Annotated in this window: 14 protein-coding genes and 1 pseudogene; 3 read left to right on the top strand and 12 right to left on the bottom strand. The window is 69.5% G+C overall.

What is annotated here, in order from left to right; all coding sequences use genetic code 11:
* Positions 1 to 283 precede the first annotated feature (283 nt).
* From prcA to IE307_RS40925, 5 genes are all read right to left on the bottom strand, one after another.
* On the bottom strand, positions 284 to 1,048 hold the full coding sequence (gene prcA / locus IE307_RS40945; RefSeq protein WP_191304872.1) for a proteasome subunit alpha: 765 nt from the start codon (positions 1,046 to 1,048) through the stop codon (positions 284 to 286).
* A gap of 34 nt (positions 1,049 to 1,082) precedes the next feature.
* Positions 1,083 to 1,931 (bottom strand): proteasome subunit beta, encoded by an 849-nt coding sequence (prcB, locus tag IE307_RS40940; protein ID WP_191304871.1) that lies wholly within the window; start codon positions 1,929 to 1,931, stop codon positions 1,083 to 1,085.
* Between the two features lie 49 nt (positions 1,932 to 1,980).
* Entirely contained in the window at positions 1,981 to 2,175 is a 195-nt protein-coding gene (locus tag IE307_RS40935; protein WP_030471529.1) for a ubiquitin-like protein Pup, read from the bottom strand.
* Between the two features lie 79 nt (positions 2,176 to 2,254).
* Positions 2,255 to 3,748, bottom strand: coding sequence for a depupylase/deamidase Dop (dop, locus tag IE307_RS40930; RefSeq protein ID WP_191304870.1), 1,494 nt, complete (start codon positions 3,746 to 3,748; stop codon positions 2,255 to 2,257).
* 72 nt (positions 3,749 to 3,820) lie between these two features.
* Positions 3,821 to 6,211: an FtsX-like permease family protein gene (locus IE307_RS40925; RefSeq protein WP_191304869.1), complete on the bottom strand. Its 2,391-nt coding sequence runs from the start codon at positions 6,209 to 6,211 to the stop codon at positions 3,821 to 3,823.
* 107 nt (positions 6,212 to 6,318) lie between these two features.
* Between IE307_RS40925 and IE307_RS40920 the strand changes: the two genes are divergently transcribed.
* The gene (locus tag IE307_RS40920) at positions 6,319 to 6,813 is read left to right on the top strand and encodes an NUDIX domain-containing protein (protein WP_191304868.1); all 495 of its coding nucleotides are present in this window, start codon (positions 6,319 to 6,321) and stop codon (positions 6,811 to 6,813) included.
* Here IE307_RS40920 and IE307_RS40915 read toward each other — a convergent pair.
* The 5 genes and pseudogenes from IE307_RS40915 to IE307_RS40895 form a co-directional block, all read right to left on the bottom strand.
* Positions 6,800 to 7,135, bottom strand: coding sequence for an antibiotic biosynthesis monooxygenase family protein (locus IE307_RS40915; RefSeq protein ID WP_191304867.1), 336 nt, complete (start codon positions 7,133 to 7,135; stop codon positions 6,800 to 6,802). The genes IE307_RS40920 and IE307_RS40915 overlap by 14 nt on opposite strands.
* A gap of 13 nt (positions 7,136 to 7,148) precedes the next feature.
* Positions 7,149 to 8,018, bottom strand: a complete 870-nt coding sequence (locus IE307_RS40910) for an aldo/keto reductase (protein WP_191304866.1) — start codon at positions 8,016 to 8,018, stop codon at positions 7,149 to 7,151.
* Positions 8,019 to 8,092: 74 nt separating this feature from the next.
* Positions 8,093 to 9,148 (bottom strand): glycoside hydrolase family 5 protein, encoded by a 1,056-nt coding sequence (locus IE307_RS40905; RefSeq protein ID WP_191304865.1) that lies wholly within the window; start codon positions 9,146 to 9,148, stop codon positions 8,093 to 8,095.
* Positions 9,149 to 9,245: 97 nt separating this feature from the next.
* A complete protein-coding gene (locus IE307_RS40900) occupies positions 9,246 to 10,001 on the bottom strand; it encodes an ABC transporter permease (protein WP_191304864.1) in 756 nt (251 codons plus the stop codon).
* A gap of 56 nt (positions 10,002 to 10,057) precedes the next feature.
* A pseudogene (locus IE307_RS40895) lies at positions 10,058 to 10,699 on the bottom strand (ABC transporter ATP-binding protein); the annotation flags it as partial.
* A gap of 111 nt (positions 10,700 to 10,810) precedes the next feature.
* Between IE307_RS40895 and IE307_RS40890 the strand changes: the two are divergent.
* On the top strand, positions 10,811 to 11,878 hold the full coding sequence (locus IE307_RS40890) for a sensor histidine kinase (RefSeq protein WP_191304862.1): 1,068 nt from the start codon (positions 10,811 to 10,813) through the stop codon (positions 11,876 to 11,878).
* Complete coding sequence (locus tag IE307_RS40885; RefSeq protein ID WP_191304861.1) at positions 11,875 to 12,504, top strand: response regulator; 630 nt, start codon at positions 11,875 to 11,877, stop codon at positions 12,502 to 12,504. The genes IE307_RS40890 and IE307_RS40885 overlap by 4 nt, the downstream gene beginning before the upstream one ends.
* On the opposite strand, the gene IE307_RS40880 is transcribed toward IE307_RS40885, so the two are convergent.
* A complete protein-coding gene (locus IE307_RS40880) occupies positions 12,501 to 13,025 on the bottom strand; it encodes a hypothetical protein (RefSeq protein WP_191304860.1) in 525 nt (174 codons plus the stop codon). The two genes, IE307_RS40885 and IE307_RS40880, sit on opposite strands and share 4 nt — an antisense overlap.
* 106 nt (positions 13,026 to 13,131) lie before the next feature.
* On the bottom strand, positions 13,132 to 14,925 hold the full coding sequence (gene arc, locus IE307_RS40875) for a proteasome ATPase (protein WP_191304859.1): 1,794 nt from the start codon (positions 14,923 to 14,925) through the stop codon (positions 13,132 to 13,134).
* Positions 14,926 to 15,318: the final 393 nt, after the last annotated feature.

Genomic DNA, 15,318 nt, shown 5'->3' with positions numbered 1-15,318 from the left:
TGACACCCCTACCTGCATGTGGCCAGCTCCTGGTGCGACTCGTGACGGGACCCCACCGCCAACGCAACAAACAACGCAACAGGCAGCCGCCCAACACAAACAGGCGTGCCATCAACCCACTTACGGCGCCACCCCCCCGGATCAGATTGCCGGGGGTCTGGGGGCAGAGCCCCCAGGGGAAGCACGCAACAGAAACAGGCCGCACCCAACCCACACCACAAAGCCGCCCAACAAAAAGCAAAAGACCCCCAGCCAAAGCCGGGGGTCCATCGCAAAGCCAGCCCTACTTGGACTCATCCTCCGAAGGCAGCTCAACATCCTCAACAGCCTTGCCATCCTTCACAGGCGCAGGCATCAACCCGTCCAAAGCCGCCCCGGCAATCCGCCGGAACGCCCTCCGAGGCCGAGCCCGCTCCAAAACCGCAACCTCCAGCTTCGCAGCCGGAAGCAACTCCGCAGACCCGTTCCCAGTCGACGGCGACCCAGCCGACAACGCCTTCACAGCAACAGGAACCGCCTCAGCCAACGACAACCCGTCGGCGAAGGCCTCCTTCAGCGCCGTGTTGGCGGCGTCCACGGTGCCACCCATCACGATGTACTGGGGCTCGTCGACGATCGACCCGTCGTAGGTCAACCGGTACAACGTGTCGGAGGCGGACGAGTCCCCGACCTCGGCCACCGCGATCTCCACCTCGAAGGGCTTGATCTGCTCGGTGAAGTAGGTGCCCAACGTAGTGGCGTACACGTTGGCCAACGACCGCGACGTGACGTCCCGAGGATCGTTCTGATACCCGCGAACGTCGGCGAACCGAATCCCGGCCTGCCTCAAATTCTCGAACTCGCTGTACCGCCCCACGGCGGCGAAGCCGATGCGGTCGTAGATCTCCGAGACCTTGTGCAGCGTGCTGGACGGGTTCTCCGCGACGAACAGAATCCCGTCGGCGTACTTCAGCACGATGACGCTGCGACCCCTGGCGATGCCCTTGCGGGCGTACTCGGAGCGGTCGCGCATCACCTGCTCTGCCGATGCGTACAGCGGCATCGTCATGGGTGGTGCTCCTGACGTCGAACGTGTGGGGGACTCAGCCTGCGGGCCGGGCTCGGCGGCCTTCGACGACCGCGTCGGCGATCGTGGAGACCTGCGATTCCGGTACCTCGACGGCGCCGTCGACGCCGTTGATCGTGACCACGATCGGGTAGAGGCGGCGGACCGGGTCCGGGCCACCTGTCGCCGAGTCGTCGTCGGCCGCGTCGTACAGGGCCTCCACCACGGAGCGGATGGCTGCTTCGACGTCGGCGTCAGGGTCGTAGAGCTTCTTGAGGGCCGACTTCGCGAAGAGCGAGCCCGAGCCGACGGCCTGGTAGCCCTGCGACTCCTCGTAGCGGCCGCCGGTGACGTCATAGGACACGATGCGGCCCGCGCGGTCCGAGTCCGCCGCCGAGGTGTCGTACCCGGCGAACAGGGGCACCACGGCGAGGCCGGCCATGGCCGCGTCGAGGTTGCCCCTGATCATCGCCGAGAGGCGGTTCGCCTTGCCGTCGAGCGACAGCGGCACGCCCTCGATCTTCTCGTAGTGGCGCAGCTCCACCGTGTACAGGCGCACGATCTCGATCGCGATGCCGGCCGTGCCCGCGATGCCGACGGCCGAGTGGTCGTCGGTGACGAAGACCTTCTTCATGTCGCGCTGGGCGATCACGTTGCCCATCGTCGCGCGCCGGTCGCCGGCGATCACGACACCACCCTTGTAGGTGGCCGCGACGATCGTCGTCCCGTGCGGGGCCTGGACGGTCCCCTCCGGGAGCTTCCGGGCACTAGGCAGCATGTCGGGTGCCTGGGCCCGCAGGAAGTCCGTGAACGACGACGAGCCCGGCGTGAGGTACGCGGAGGGCAGCGCCGCGGCCGGGTAACGCCCGGTCGAGCTGTGGTCCATGTGTTGGTTGTTCTCCCGTCCCCGGAGTGGTCGGCAGGCCTTCTAAGGCCTACTGACCACCCTTCTGCACGTATGCGCGGACGAAGTCCTCCGCGTTCTCCTCGAGCACGTCGTCGATCTCGTCGAGGATCGCGTCCACGTCCTCGCCGAGCTTCTCGCGGCGTTCCTGACCGGCTCCGGCAGCGTCGTCCGCGCCGTCGTCGCCGTCGCCACCGCCCTGGCGCTGCTTCTGTTCCTGGGACATCTCGGCCTCCCGCTCACTCGCCTGACAAGAACACTACCCAGCGGCACCGACAAAAACCCTGAGCCACTCGGGTAGACGATCACCCGCGGGTCAGCGCGTCCACCAGCTGCTCGGCGGTGTCAGAAGCCTCCAGCAACGCTCCGACGTGGGCTTTCGTGCCCCGGAGCGGTTCCAGCGTCGGGATTCGCACGAGCGATTCCCGACCGAGATCGAAGATCACCGAGTCCCACGACGCGGCCGCGACGGAGGTCGGGTAGCGCTCCAGGCACCGGCCGCGGAAGTACGCACGCGTGTCCTCGGGGGGCGTGGTGATGGCCGCGCGGACCTCTTCCTCGCTCACGAGGCGCTTCATCGAGCCGCGCGCGACCAGGCGGTTGTAGAGGCCCTTGTCGAGGCGGACGTCGGAGTACTGCAGGTCGACCAGGTTGAGCCGGGCCGCGCCCCACTCCAGGCCGTCGCGCTGCCGGTAGCCCTCGAGCAGCCGCAGCTTGGCGACCCAGTCGAGCCGGTCGGCGCACTCGGACGGGTCACGCGCGAGCGCGTCGAGCACCTCGCCCCAGATCCGCAGGACGTCGCGGTCGCCGACGCCCTCCTTCTCGACGAACGCGGTCGCGCGCTCGTGGTAGGCGAACTGCACGTCGAGGCCGGTGAACTTGCGCCCGCCGGTCATCTCGACCTTGGCCTTCAGGGTCGGGTCGTGGCTGATCTGGTGCACCGCGCGCACCGGGTCGACCATGCGCAGGTCGTCGAACCGCTGACCGGCCTCGATCATGTCGAGCACCAGCGAGGTGGTGCCGACCTTGAGGAACGTGGAGTACTCGGCCAGGTTCGCGTCGCCGATGATGACGTGCAGGCGGCGGTACTTGTCCGCGTCCGCGTGCGGCTCGTCGCGCGTGTTGATGATGCCGCGCTTGAGCGTCGTCTCCAGGCCGACCTCGACCTCGATGTAGTCGGAGCGCTGCGAGAGCTGGTAGCCGGCCTCCTCGCCGGACTGCCCGACGCCCACGCGGCCGGAACCCGTGATGACCTGGCGCGACGCGAAGAACGGCGTGAGGCCCGCGATGACGGCCGTGAACGGCGTCGAGCGCTGCATCAGGTAGTTCTCGTGCGTGCCGTACGACGCGCCCTTGCCGTCGACGTTGTTCTTGTACAGCTGCAGGCGGGGCTGGCCCGGCACGGAGGCGGCCTTGATCGCGGCCTCCTCCATGATCCGCTCCCCGGCCTTGTCCCAGATCACGGCGTCACGCGCGTTGGTGACCTCGGGAGCCGAGTACTCGGGGTGGGCGTGGTCGACGTAGAGCCGCGCGCCGTTGGTGAGGATGACGTTCGCCGCGCCCAGGTCCTCCACGTCGGAGTCGGCGGGGTGGCCGCCGGGGCTGCCCAGGTCGAACCCGCGCGCGTCGCGCAACGGCGACTCCACCTCGTAGTCCCACCGGGCACGCCTGGCACGCGGTATGTCCGCCGCCGCCGCGTACGCCAGCACCACCTGTGTCGAAGTGAGCACCGGGTTCGCGGTCGCGTCGCCCGGCACTGAGATGCCGTACTCGACCTCGGTTCCCATGATCCGCCGCATGCGCAACACCTTAGGACCTGACCCCGACAGAATCGTGAGGGGAGCTTCGCGGTGAAGCTCCCCTCACCCTATTCACCCGGATGCCAGTCCGGCTGCAGGTCGAATCCGCGAAGCGCCGCGAGAAGGCCCGAACGCGGCGGCGACGGCGAGCCCCACGACGATCAGCGCGCCTGTGACCAGCGGCAACACGACCTTGAGGCCGGGCAGCGACAGCGGGACGCCGATCGAAAGAAAAGCGACCTCCGCGTAGGCGAACCCGAGCGCGCCTCCCCCGATCACCCCGACCAGGGCCAGCATGACCGCCTCGGCGATGACCCCGCCCTGCAGTCCGCCCCGAGTGACGCCCAAGGCGCGCCGGAGCGCGAGCTCCTTGCGGCGCTCCTGGACGGAGATGGTCAGCGCGGTGCCGATGCCGGTCACGGCGACCGCCACGGACAACCCGAGCAGCACCATCATCAGCACGGTGCCCAGGTGCATGTACCGGGCCGCCTCGGCCCGTTCGTCCGCGTCGGTCTGGACGATCACGGTCGGGTTGTTCGGCAGCGCGGCCTGCAGCCCGGACCGGAACTGGGCGGGGTCGACGCCGGGCTTCAGCGCGACCAGCACCTTGTCCGCCGGTCCCGACGTGGGGCCGGCGATGATCGGCGTGTAGCCCGTGATGCTGCCGGGAACCGTGCCGACCACCTGGTACTGCTCGCCGTCGGCCTCGACGAACGGCCGGTCCTCCCAGTGCGGGGGCACGATCGCGGTCCCGGCGACGAGCTGCTCCGCGCCGGCGACGTTCTGCGCCTTGAGCCAGGTCCTGAACTGCTCCGGGTCCACGCTCGCGGCGCCGTCCCCGGTCTTGTGCAGCACGACGCTCGCCTCCACGCCCGGCTGCGCCGGGATCTCCGGCAGCGGCCGGTCACCCGTGTCCACCACGGTCGCGTCCGGGCGTTCCTCGTTGGCGTACTGGAACGTCAGCTCCTCCGCGCCGCCCAGCACGACCAGGAAGAAGGTCACCATCGAGCTCGCCAGCAGCAGCGGCAGCGCCACCGACGCCGACCGCTGCGGCATCCTGCGCACCTCGGCGCCGGCGAGCTTCCACTGCGTTCCGCCGATCCTCCCGAACAGCCGCGCGATGAGCGGAACCGTGACCGGGCCGAGGATCCAGAACAGGCCGGTCACCGCGGCGATAGCGGAGAACGTGACGGCGAGCGGGGCCGCGGACGTGCCCTTGGCGGCGATGGCCGCCATCGCGAGCAGTGCTGCACCACCGGTGAACAGCACGCCGAACACGAGCCGAAGGCGGCGCACGGCCCGTGTGGGCACTTCGCTCTCCGCCTCACGCAGAGCGGCCAACGGGGAGACGCGCGCGGCGTTGATCGCGGGACGAACAGCCGCGATCACGCTCAACAGCGCGGCGACGACGACTCCGAGGATCACGTACCCGAGCGACGGCAGCAGTTCCGGGCTGAGCTCCACCGCGCCGAACAACGCGGAGATGCCGGTGACGTCGAACGTCCTGGCCAGCAGCCACGCCATCGGCCCGCCCAGCAACGCGCCGGCCATGCCCGCCAGCGCACCCGTCACGAACGCCTCGAACAGGCTCCTGCGCACCAACGGCCCGCGCTGGGCGCCGATGCACCGCAGCAACGCCGTCTGCCGCTGCCGTTGCGCGTAGACCGCCCGGAACGTCGCGGCCGCGACGAACACCGCCGTGGCGAGCGCGAGCACGCTGAACGGCAGCAGGATGAACGTCAGTTCGTTGCCGATGCTGTCGGCGTCCGGCGCCGGGTCCCACACGGCGTAGTCGGCCCCGGCGGCGCTCTTGACGGCGTCGCGCGCGCCGCCGATCACCCAAACCTCCTTGGTGAACGGCTGCGGATCCAGCTGCTTGGCCAGGTCGGGGCCCGACACGAGGATCGGCCGGGAGTCGAGGCCGCCCTTCTTCATGATCCCGCTGACGGTCACCCCGACCGGCTTGCCGTCGGCGGCGGCCACCTGGATCTTGTCACCGGGCTTCAGGCCGCGCTCGTAGGCGGTGATCTTGTCGACGGCGACCTCGCCGTTCGCCGCCGGAGCCTTCCCCTCGGCCAGCGGCCAGCGCACCAGGTCGGGCTGCTGGACGTGCACCTCGGCGCGGTGCTGCCCGGCCCGGCCGCCGGAGTCGAGCAGATCGGCCTGCGCGACCTGAACCGGCACCACCCTGCCGACGCCCGACAGCTTGGTCAGCAGCGCGTCGTCGAGCTTGGGGCGAGCCGCCTCGGCCGTGCCGTACTCCGCGGGCTTGACGTCCACCACGTGGCTCACCGACGACGGTGTGAGGGGCGCGCCCTCGTCGACCGACCTGGTGAGCGCGTCGCTCAGCACCAGGGCGGCCAGCAGGCAGGCCACGCCGACGACGAGCGCGACGCCGGGCAGCAGCGCGCGGCCCGGCCGGGCGCGGAACTCGGCGACGCCGAGCCGCAGGGAAGTGGACACGAATCCTCCTCGGTGACGTCTGACGTCCACGAAGGTAGGAAGGGAGGCGATCAGCGGGCGTCGGACTGGGGTAGCAAGCTCGCGTACGACCACAGGAGGACACGGGGATGATCAACCTCTACGACGAGGACGCGAACGTCATCGGCGAGGTGACGCGCGAACGCATGCGCGCGGAGGACCTCTGGCACGGTTGCGCCACGATCGTCGTGCTGTCCCTGGACGGCCGGCGGGTCTACGTGCACCGCCGCACCGACACCAAGGACGCCTTCCCCGGTCTCTACGACTGCACCGCGGGAGGCGTGATCGACGCGGGCGAGACGCCGGACGAGGCCGCCCGGCGCGAGCTGCGCGAGGAGCTGGGCGCCCAGAGCCCCGTCGAGTTCCTCTTCCAGACCACCTACGTCGGCCACGGCACCCGCTACCACGCGTGGATCTACGAGACGCGCACCGACGGACCGTTCACGCACCAGCCGGAAGAGGTCGCCTGGGGCGGCTGGATGCCCCTGGACGAGCTGCGCGGCAAGATCGACGACCCGGGCTGGGCACTCGTGCCGGACGGCCGGGTCGTCGGCCAGGAGTGGTTGCGGCTCAGGGACGCGTGAACCCGTGGCTGCGCTCCACCTTCGCGATGTGCAGCGTGTAGCTCTGGTACCAGTCGGCGCGGCCACGCCGCTGCGCCGCCTGGTGCTCGGCGTCGGTCCGCCACCGCGTGAGCGCCTCGGCGTCGCGGAAGTACCCGACGGTGATGCCGAGCCCGCCGGGGTTCTGGGCGTGGTCCATCCCGAGGTAGCCGGGGATGTCCTTCACCAGCTCCTCCATGCGCGCGTTGGTCTCGCGGTACCCGCTCTGCTCCTGCGTGCGCACGGTCGTGAAGATGGCGGCGTAGTAGGGAGGGTCAAAAGCCTCGATGGGCGCTTCGCTCACGGCACCAAGGTAGTTAGTTCCAGGTGAGTCCGGAACGGGTTTTCCAGTACTGCTCGGCCAGGTCCGGCAGGTCCACGTCGATCCGCAGCGCGTCCACATTGGACCGCAGCTGCTCCGGGCTCGCCGCGCCGGACAGCACCACGTCCGCCCACGGCTGCCGCGCGATCGCCGCCAGCGCGACCGCGTCCGGACCGACACCCAGCGCCTCCGCCTGTGCCGCAACCGCTTGCGGAGGCCGCACGACGAGCCGGCCGTTGGCCACGCCCTCCTTGACGATCACGCGCAGCCCGGCGTCGTGCGCCTCCCGCAACGCCTCCCCCGCCGACGTCTCCAGCAGGTTCCAGGTGGACTGGACGGACGAGAAGATGCCGAGGTCCAGCGCCTTGCGGACGGCCTCGGCCTGGCGCGGCCCGGACGTCGAGAACCCCAGCGGCACACCGATCTCCGCCATCGCGTCCTGCAACGCGCGGTCGGTGAACAGCGGACTGTCGGCCGTCAGCGAGTGCACCTGGTAGAGGTCGACCCGCGGCAGCAACGCGCGAGTCTCCTGCCACTGCTGGGTGAACCGGGCGAGCGAGTGCTCCTTGACCTCGTGCACCTCGGCGTCCGGCCGCCAGTCCGCGACGTAGGCGTAGCCCCACTTGCTGGACACCGCCACGTCGTCGTGGCCGGGCAGCCACGACGACAGGAAGTCCTCCGACAGCCCGTACGACCGGGCCGCGTCGACCCACCGGACGCCCAGCTCGTAGGCCGTGTCGAGCACGCGATGGCACTGCTCGCGCATGGACTCGACGTCGCGCACGGCCGGAAGCGCGCCCTCACGACCGAGGTTGATGTACGCGGGACGACCGAGCGAGGCGAGACCGAGCGCGAGTTGAGCCATGCCCACAAAGGTAAACGGCGGCCCCGCGGGACCGCCGCTCACCCGACCCGCCGGGGCCGGTCAACCAGTGGAGATCAGAAGTCGTCGGCCGTGCGGATGTGGTTGCGCACCCACTTGCCGGCCTCCTTCAGCACACCCTCCCCGGCGAAGTTGCCGCCGGAGCAGGTACCGCTGTTGAACACCGCACCCGTGCGGTGGTCGTCGGAGAAGTTCCAGTTCGTCCAGGAGATCTTGGCCTCCTTCATGAACGAGATGAACTTGTTCGCCATGGTGAAGTCGTTGGGACCGTCACCGGAGGCCTCCTGCGAACCGAACTCGGTGACGAAGACCGGCACCTGGCTCGAGACCGTGCGCAACGCGTTGAGGTACGAGTCGCGGTGGTCCTTCGCGTAGAAGTGGAACGTGTACATCAGGTTCGAGGCGTTGACCTTGTTCTGGCTGACCTCGTTGATGTTGCGGCCGTCGGACAGGCCGAACGTCGACCAGCCGTGCGTGCCGACGAGCACGAGGCTGTCCGGGTCCTCCGCGCGGATCGTCGGGATGACGGCCTCCGCGTAGGTCTTGACCCGCGCCCACGTCACGCCGTTCGGCTCGTTGGCGATGTCGTAGATGATGTTCGTCTTGTCCTTGTGCCGCTGCGCGATCTCCTTGAAGAACGTCTTGGCGCGCGCGGTGTTGTGGTTCGGGTCGCCCGGCGAGAGCTGGTGCCAGTCGACGAGCGCGTACAGGCCGCGCTTCGTGGCCTCCTCGATGTACCCGTGCACCATGTCGGTGAACTTGCGGGGGTTGCTCTCGTAGCCACCCTCCTGCACGTACATCGAGATGCGGAGGATGTCCGCCTTCCAGTCGTTGGCGAGCGCGTCCAGGGACGCGGTCTTGACGCACTGGGAGTACCACTGGATGCCGTGCGTGCTCATGCCGCGCAGCTGGATCTGCTTGCCGTTCTTGTTGCACAGCTTGACGCCGCACACCTTGAGCTGGCCGTTGACCGCCGCGGGCGAGCCCGCCGGCAGCGCTGCGGCGGAGACGTCGCCGACCGGTGCGGCAGCGACCGAGCTGCCTGCCATCACGCCGGTCAGGGGGAGCACGACTGCCGCGGCGAGCGCCACCACAGACTTCTGCCAGGACATACAGCGTCTCCTCTCGGACTGTCGGCGGCGGATTTGTTAGGTAAGTTTCCTTACCGATTAAAGGTATAGATGACCTTAGGTCTGCCCCATGGGGGAGTCAAGCATCTCGTCGCAGAAGAGTCACAGTTCCGGCACCCAGAGTCACCAGTACGTACATCATCAAAACTGCGACGGCGGCCAGCGGACCCAGCGGCGGGTCGGTCACGACGCCCGCGACCTCCCACACCAGGTACGGCACCATCACCGCGGACGCGTCCACGTTCCAGGGCTCCGGCAGCATCGGCGTGATGGCGGGCAGGCCCCACAGGAGCACGCCGACCACCACGATCGTCACGGCCGTCGACCGCACCGCGAGCCCCAGCCCGAGTCCGGTCAGCCCCGTCACCAGGATCGACAGCACGGCTGCGCCCGCCCACGGCAGCACGTCACCGAGGCCGTCCCACGGCGCGATCGGCGGCGGCCGGTCCCCCATGACCAGCCAGCTCGAGCCGACGGACAGCGCGAGCGTCGCAGCGCCGAGCACCACGGCCGCGGCGGCGACGAGCGCGGTCTTGGCCGCCAGCAACCGCTTCCGGTCCGGCACGGCCGTCAGCGCGGTCAGCCTCGGGTCCGAGGTCGCGACCAGGGCGCCGAGCGCGGCGACGAGGAACTGCACGACCGGCGTGATCACCACGCTGCTGTCGGCGGAGGCGAACTTCGCCTGCTCGGCGGCGGGCGAGGTGTCGTAGTCCTGGACGATCAGCCACGACAGCAGCGCGCCCGCGACCACCATCAGCCCGATCGTGACGACCAGTCCGTGCGACGCGCGAACGGTCCGGAGTTTCAGCCACTCCGCGGCGAGCGCGTTCTTCACAGTCCCCTCCCGGAGGTCAGTTCGAGGTAGGCGTCCTCCAGGGAACCGTTGCGGGTCAACGCCTCCATCGGCGTCTCCTTGACCAGCTGTCCTCTTGCGACGATCACCACGTGGTCGGCGGTCAGCGCCATCTCGCTCATCAGGTGGCTGGACACGAAGACCGTGCGGCCCTCGGTCGCGAGCCCGCGCATCAGGTCGCGGATCCACCGCACGCCCTCGGGGTCGAGGCCGTTGACCGGCTCGTCGAACATCAGCACCCCGGGGTCGCCCAGCAGAGCCGCCGCGACGCCCAGCCGTTGCTTCATGCCCAGCGACAACGCCCTGATCCGCTTGTGCCGCACGCCTCCCAGGCCGACCTGCTCGAGCAGCTCGACCGCCCGCTTCTGCCCGATCCCGTTGCTCGCGGCGATCCAGCGCAGGTGGTCGAGCGCCTTGCGGCCGTGGTGCACGGCGGCGGGGTCGAGCAGCGCGCCGACGTGCCGCAGCGGCCGGTCGAGGTCCGCGTACCGCTTGCCGCCGACCAGCGCCTCACCGCTCGTGGGCCGGTCCAGGCCGAGGATCATGCGCATCGCCGTGGACTTGCCGGCGCCGTTCGGGCCGAGGAAGCCCGTCACCAGTCCTGGGTGGACGGTGAACGACAGGTCCTGGACCGCTGTCGTGTCCCCGTACTTCTTCGTCAGGTTCCGCACCTCGATCATGCGGAAGAGAGTCGTGGCCCGACGCCCCGAGCGGATCGGCCCGTGCTCCGATCCCGGGAATCGGACCGTGGTCCGAGGCGGTCCGGACGCGTGCTCGTTACCGTCGGCGTCGTGATCGCACGACTGCACCTCTACCTAGTCGACTTCACCGCCGCGGTGGTGATCGGCGTTCTCGCGGGCTACGCGATGGAGGAGGACCAGGACAAGCCGTGGTGGCTCGTCGTCCCGGGCGTACTCCTCATCGCGCTGCCCGTCACGGTCCGCCGGATCTGGCCCGTGACGGCCCTGGTGGTCAGCACGACCGCCACCGCGGCCGTGGTGGTCGGCCAGGTGCTGCCGACGGAGGCGCTCGGCGTCCCGGTCGGCGCCGTGTGCTTCGCGCTCTACACCGTGGCCGTCGACCGCTCCCGGACGTGGTCGCTCGCCGCCCTCGCGTTCGCCGTGATCGCCGTCTCCGGCGTCTCCGGTGGCGAACCGGAGAACGTGTTCGTCGTCCTCGCGGCGATGAGCGCCGTCTGGATCATCGGCTACACGACCCGGATGCGGCGCTCCTACTTCGAACGCGAGCGGGCGCAGCAGGGCGAGCAGGCCCTCGCCGGCGAACGCCTGCGCATCGCCCGCGAACTGCACGACGTGGTGGCGCACAACCTGTCCCTCATCACGGTGCAGGCCGCCAACGCCGCCCACGTGCGCTCACCCGAGCACGCCTACCAGGCGTTGGAAGTGATCTCGGAGACGAGCCGCGCGGCGCTGACCGAGATGCGCGGCCTGCTGGGCGTCCTGCGCTCCGACGCCGACCTCGCCCCCTCCCCCGGCCTGGCCGGACTCGCCGACCTCGCCGACCGCGCGTCGCTGGCGGGCGTGCGCGTCACGCTGGAGGTCAAGGGCGACCTCGCCGTGCCGGAGGGGATCGGGCTGTCCGCGTACCGGATCGTGCAGGAGGCACTGACGAACGTCGTGAAGCACGCCGCCCCCGCGTCGTGCGCGGTCCTGGTAGACGTGACACCGGAAGCCGTTCGCGTCGAGGTCGCCGACGACGGACCTGGGGTGAGGGAGCTCGGAGTGGGACACGGGTTGATCGGCATGCGCGAACGCGTGGCGGTGTACGGCGGCACGTTCAGCGCCGGACCGGGTGCCGGCGGCGGTTTCCGGGTCGTCGCGGAGCTGCCGCAGCGATGACCGGTGTGCTGATCGTCGACGACCAGGCGTTGCTGCGCGCCAGCTTCCGGCTGCTGGTCGACAACGAACCCGGCCTGACCGTGGTGGGCGAGGCCGGCACGGGCGCCGAAGCCGTGGCGCTGGCCGCCTCCCTGGAGCCCGACGTCGTGCTGATGGACATCCGCATGCCCGAGATGGACGGCATCGAGGCCACGCGGCTGCTGGACGGCCCGCGCGTGCTCGTGCTGACGACGTTCGACCTCGACGAGTACGTCTTCGGCGCGTTGCGGGCCGGAGCCTCGGGTTTCCTGCTCAAGGACACCCCGCCCGCCGACCTGCTCGCGGCGATCCGCGTGGTGGCGTCCGGGGAGTCGCTGCTCTCACCGACGGTCACGCGCAGGCTGATCTCGGAGTTCGTCCGGCAGCCCGCCTCGCCGGTGGTGCGGGGGCTGGAGCGGGTGACCGAGCGGGAGAAGGAGGTCTTGCTGCTGATCGCCCGCGGGCTGTCCAACGCGGAGATCATGGCCGAGCTGCACGTCAGCACCGGCACGGTGAAGACGCACATCGGGAACCTGCTGGCGAAGCTGCACGCCCGCGACCGGGCGCAGCTGGTGATCGCGGCCTACGAGTCCGGCCTGGTCCGCTAGATCACGGCGTCGCGCAGGAGACGACCGCCCGCGTCGTAGGCCCGGACGCGCACGAAGGTGATCTTCTCCGGAACGCGGCAGAGGTAGACGTCGCCGTGCAACTCGGCCTTCACGACCTTGCCGCTGGGCAGGACGAACTCGAGGACGGCGACCTCCGGGGCGACCCGCCCGGCCTCGACGCTCCCGTCGTCCCAGACCAGGCCCGTGCGGCCGTTGAAGTACTCGGCACCGGGCGCGCCGGCCTTGCCGGCCGAGGAGGTTCGTCCCCCGCCGTCGACGGTGCAGACGACGAACTCACCGGCGGTGACGCCCACCTCCAGGACGCTTCCGCGATGCATCTGGAGGGTGCCGGCGCGGTATCCGGGTGGCCGTTCGCAGGCGTCGTCCGCGATGGCGCGCATCGACTCGATCGACAGCGGTACGGGTGTTCCGGCGACGGCGACCGGGTCCGCCACGTCGCGGGCGTAGGCGAGCGCGGTGACGACCCCCAGCGCTCCCAGCACGTGCCAGATGCCTCTCATGTCTCCCCCCGAACGGGATCCTAGGCCGGTGCGCACCACCGTCGGGGCGGAAAAGCCGAACCGCCCCGGCCGTGGGAAACGACCGGGGCGGTTCGGTGAAGCGGTCCTACAGGTACGTGCCGGTGTTCGTGGCCGTGTCGATCGCGCGGCCCGCGTCCTGGTTCTTCCCGGTGACGAGCGTGCGGATGTAGACGATCCGCTCGCCCTTCTTGCCCGAGATGCGAGCCCAGTCGTCGGGGTTCGTCGTGTTCGGCAGGTCCTCGTTCTCGGCGAACTCGTCGAGGATGGCCGCCTGCAGGTGCCGGACGGAGAGTCCGGGCTGCTTGGTGTCGAGCAGCGACTTGATCGCCGCCTTCTTGGCCCTGTCGACGATGTTCTGGATCATGGCGCCGGAGTTGAAGTCCCTGAAGTACAGGACCTCCTTGTCACCGTTGGCGTAGGTGACCTCCAGGAACCGGTTGTCCTCGGACTCCTCGTACATGCGCTCCACGGTGTGCTGCACCATGCCCTCGATGCAGGCCTTCGGGTCCCCGCCGAACTCGGCGAGGTCGTCGGCGTGCAGCGGGAGGTTGGGCGTCAGGTACTTGTTGAAGATGTCCTTCGCGCCCTCGGCGTCCGGTCGCTCGATCTTGATCTTCACGTCGAGTCGGCCGGGGCGGAGGATCGCCGGGTCGATCATGTCCTCGCGGTTGGAGGCGCCGATGACGATGACGTTTTCCAGGCCCTCGACGCCGTCGATCTCGGCGAGGAGCTGGGGCACGATCGTCGTCTCGACGTCGGACGACACACCCGAACCACGGGTGCGGAAGATCGAGTCCATCTCGTCGAAGAACACGATCACGGGGGTGCCGTCGGACGCCTTCTCGCGAGCCCGCTGGAAGATCAGGCGGATGTGCCGCTCGGTCTCACCGACGAACTTGTTGAGGAGCTCGGGGCCCTTGATGTTGAGGAAGTACGACTTGGCCTGCTTGTCGGTCTCGCCGCGGATCTCCCGCACCTTCTTGGCCAGCGAGTTCGCCACCGCCTTGGCGATGAGCGTCTTGCCGCAGCCGGGAGGGCCGTAGAGCAGCACGCCCTTGGGCGGGCGCAGCTCGTACTCGCGGAACAGGTCGGCGTGCAGGAACGGCAGCTCCACGGCGTCGCGGATCTGCTCGATCTGCCGGGAGAGGCCACCGATGTCGTTGTAGTCGATGTCCGGGACCTCCTCGAGCACGAGGTCCTCGACCTCGGCCTTGGGGACCCGTTCGTAGGCGAAACCCGCCTTCGAGTCGACCAGCAACGAGTCGCCGGGCTTCAGCGGCGAGTCGAGCAGGGGCTGGGCGAGCCAGACCACCCTCTCCTCGTCCGCGTGGCCGACGACCAACGCCCGCGCGATGGTGTCGTCGTCGTCGGTGAGCACCTCGCGCAGTGCGCAGACCTCACCTGAACGCTCGAACCCACCGGCCTCGACGACCGTCAGCGCCTCGTTGAGACGGACGGACTGGCCGTAGGCGATCTTCTCCGGCTCGACCGCGGGGGACACGGCCACCCGCATCCTGCGGCCGGAGGTGAAGACGTCCACGGTGCCGTCGTCGAACCGCGCCATGAAGACGCCGTACCCGCTGGGCGGTTGCGCCAGCCGGTCGACTTCCTCACGCAGCGCGAGCAGCTGGCTTCGTGCTTCGCGGAGGGTGTCTATGAGCTTCGTGTTTCGCTCGGTCAGCTGGCTGACGCGCTCTGTCGCCTCAGCCAAGCGCTGCTCGAGCAACCGCGTGTGCCGCGGCGACTCGGTCAGCTTGCGACGCAACGACGCAATCTCGTCCTCGAGGAACCTGATCTGCGCTGTCAGCTCAGCAGAATTGTTGCCCTGGTTCAGCTCGCCACCCTCATCGGGTTGGCTGCCGGGATGACCGTGCTGCATGTCGGCACCCTCCTCCCGTGTTCGTACCGATTACGGTACCGGCGATCACCGACAAAATGGGGTACCCACAACATCATCTTCGCTCGTGTGACGCAACGGCACTGCCTCCAACAGAGGTCAACTGCTCCATCTCGGTGTCCGGTTCGCCCGCCCACCCGCTACGGTGCGTCTCAGAAACCACCACCGGCGTTTCGCACCACGACACGCCAAACTACCTGCGAGAAGCCCGAGGAGGGGATCATGGGCGCACCTGTGCGGGCACCCGGTCCCCACGGTCCGCGACCACCCGCGGGCGACCGCGGACACGCCTGGTGCGGCTCGCGAGCCGGTGACGGGCGGCAATCCGCCATCGTCCCACCAGGTGGACCAGCGATTGACCCGTTCGGTGGTCAC

The organism is Lentzea cavernae (genome assembly GCF_014653695.1).
In the GTDB taxonomy this organism is placed as follows: Bacteria; Actinomycetota; Actinomycetes; order Mycobacteriales; family Pseudonocardiaceae; genus Lentzea; species Lentzea cavernae.
Note: the sequence above shows the minus strand (reverse complement) of the source record. Positions and strands in the feature narration are given on the sequence as shown.

Coding starts and splice junctions, on each gene's coding strand:
- prcA (WP_191304872.1), bottom strand. CDS start 1,048: ATGACGATGCCGCTGTACGCATCGGCAGAGCAGGTGATGCGCGACCGC.
- prcB (WP_191304871.1), bottom strand. CDS start 1,931: ATGGACCACAGCTCGACCGGGCGTTACCCGGCCGCGGCGCTGCCCTCC.
- IE307_RS40935 (WP_030471529.1), bottom strand. CDS start 2,175: ATGTCCCAGGAACAGAAGCAGCGCCAGGGCGGTGGCGACGGCGACGAC.
- dop (WP_191304870.1), bottom strand. CDS start 3,748: ATGCGGCGGATCATGGGAACCGAGGTCGAGTACGGCATCTCAGTGCCG.
- IE307_RS40920 (WP_191304868.1), top strand. CDS start 6,319: ATGATCAACCTCTACGACGAGGACGCGAACGTCATCGGCGAGGTGACG.
- IE307_RS40910 (WP_191304866.1), bottom strand. CDS start 8,018: ATGGCTCAACTCGCGCTCGGTCTCGCCTCGCTCGGTCGTCCCGCGTAC.
- IE307_RS40905 (WP_191304865.1), bottom strand. CDS start 9,148: ATGTCCTGGCAGAAGTCTGTGGTGGCGCTCGCCGCGGCAGTCGTGCTC.
- IE307_RS40885 (WP_191304861.1), top strand. CDS start 11,875: ATGACCGGTGTGCTGATCGTCGACGACCAGGCGTTGCTGCGCGCCAGC.
- IE307_RS40880 (WP_191304860.1), bottom strand. CDS start 13,025: ATGAGAGGCATCTGGCACGTGCTGGGAGCGCTGGGGGTCGTCACCGCG.
- arc (WP_191304859.1), bottom strand. CDS start 14,925: ATGCAGCACGGTCATCCCGGCAGCCAACCCGATGAGGGTGGCGAGCTG.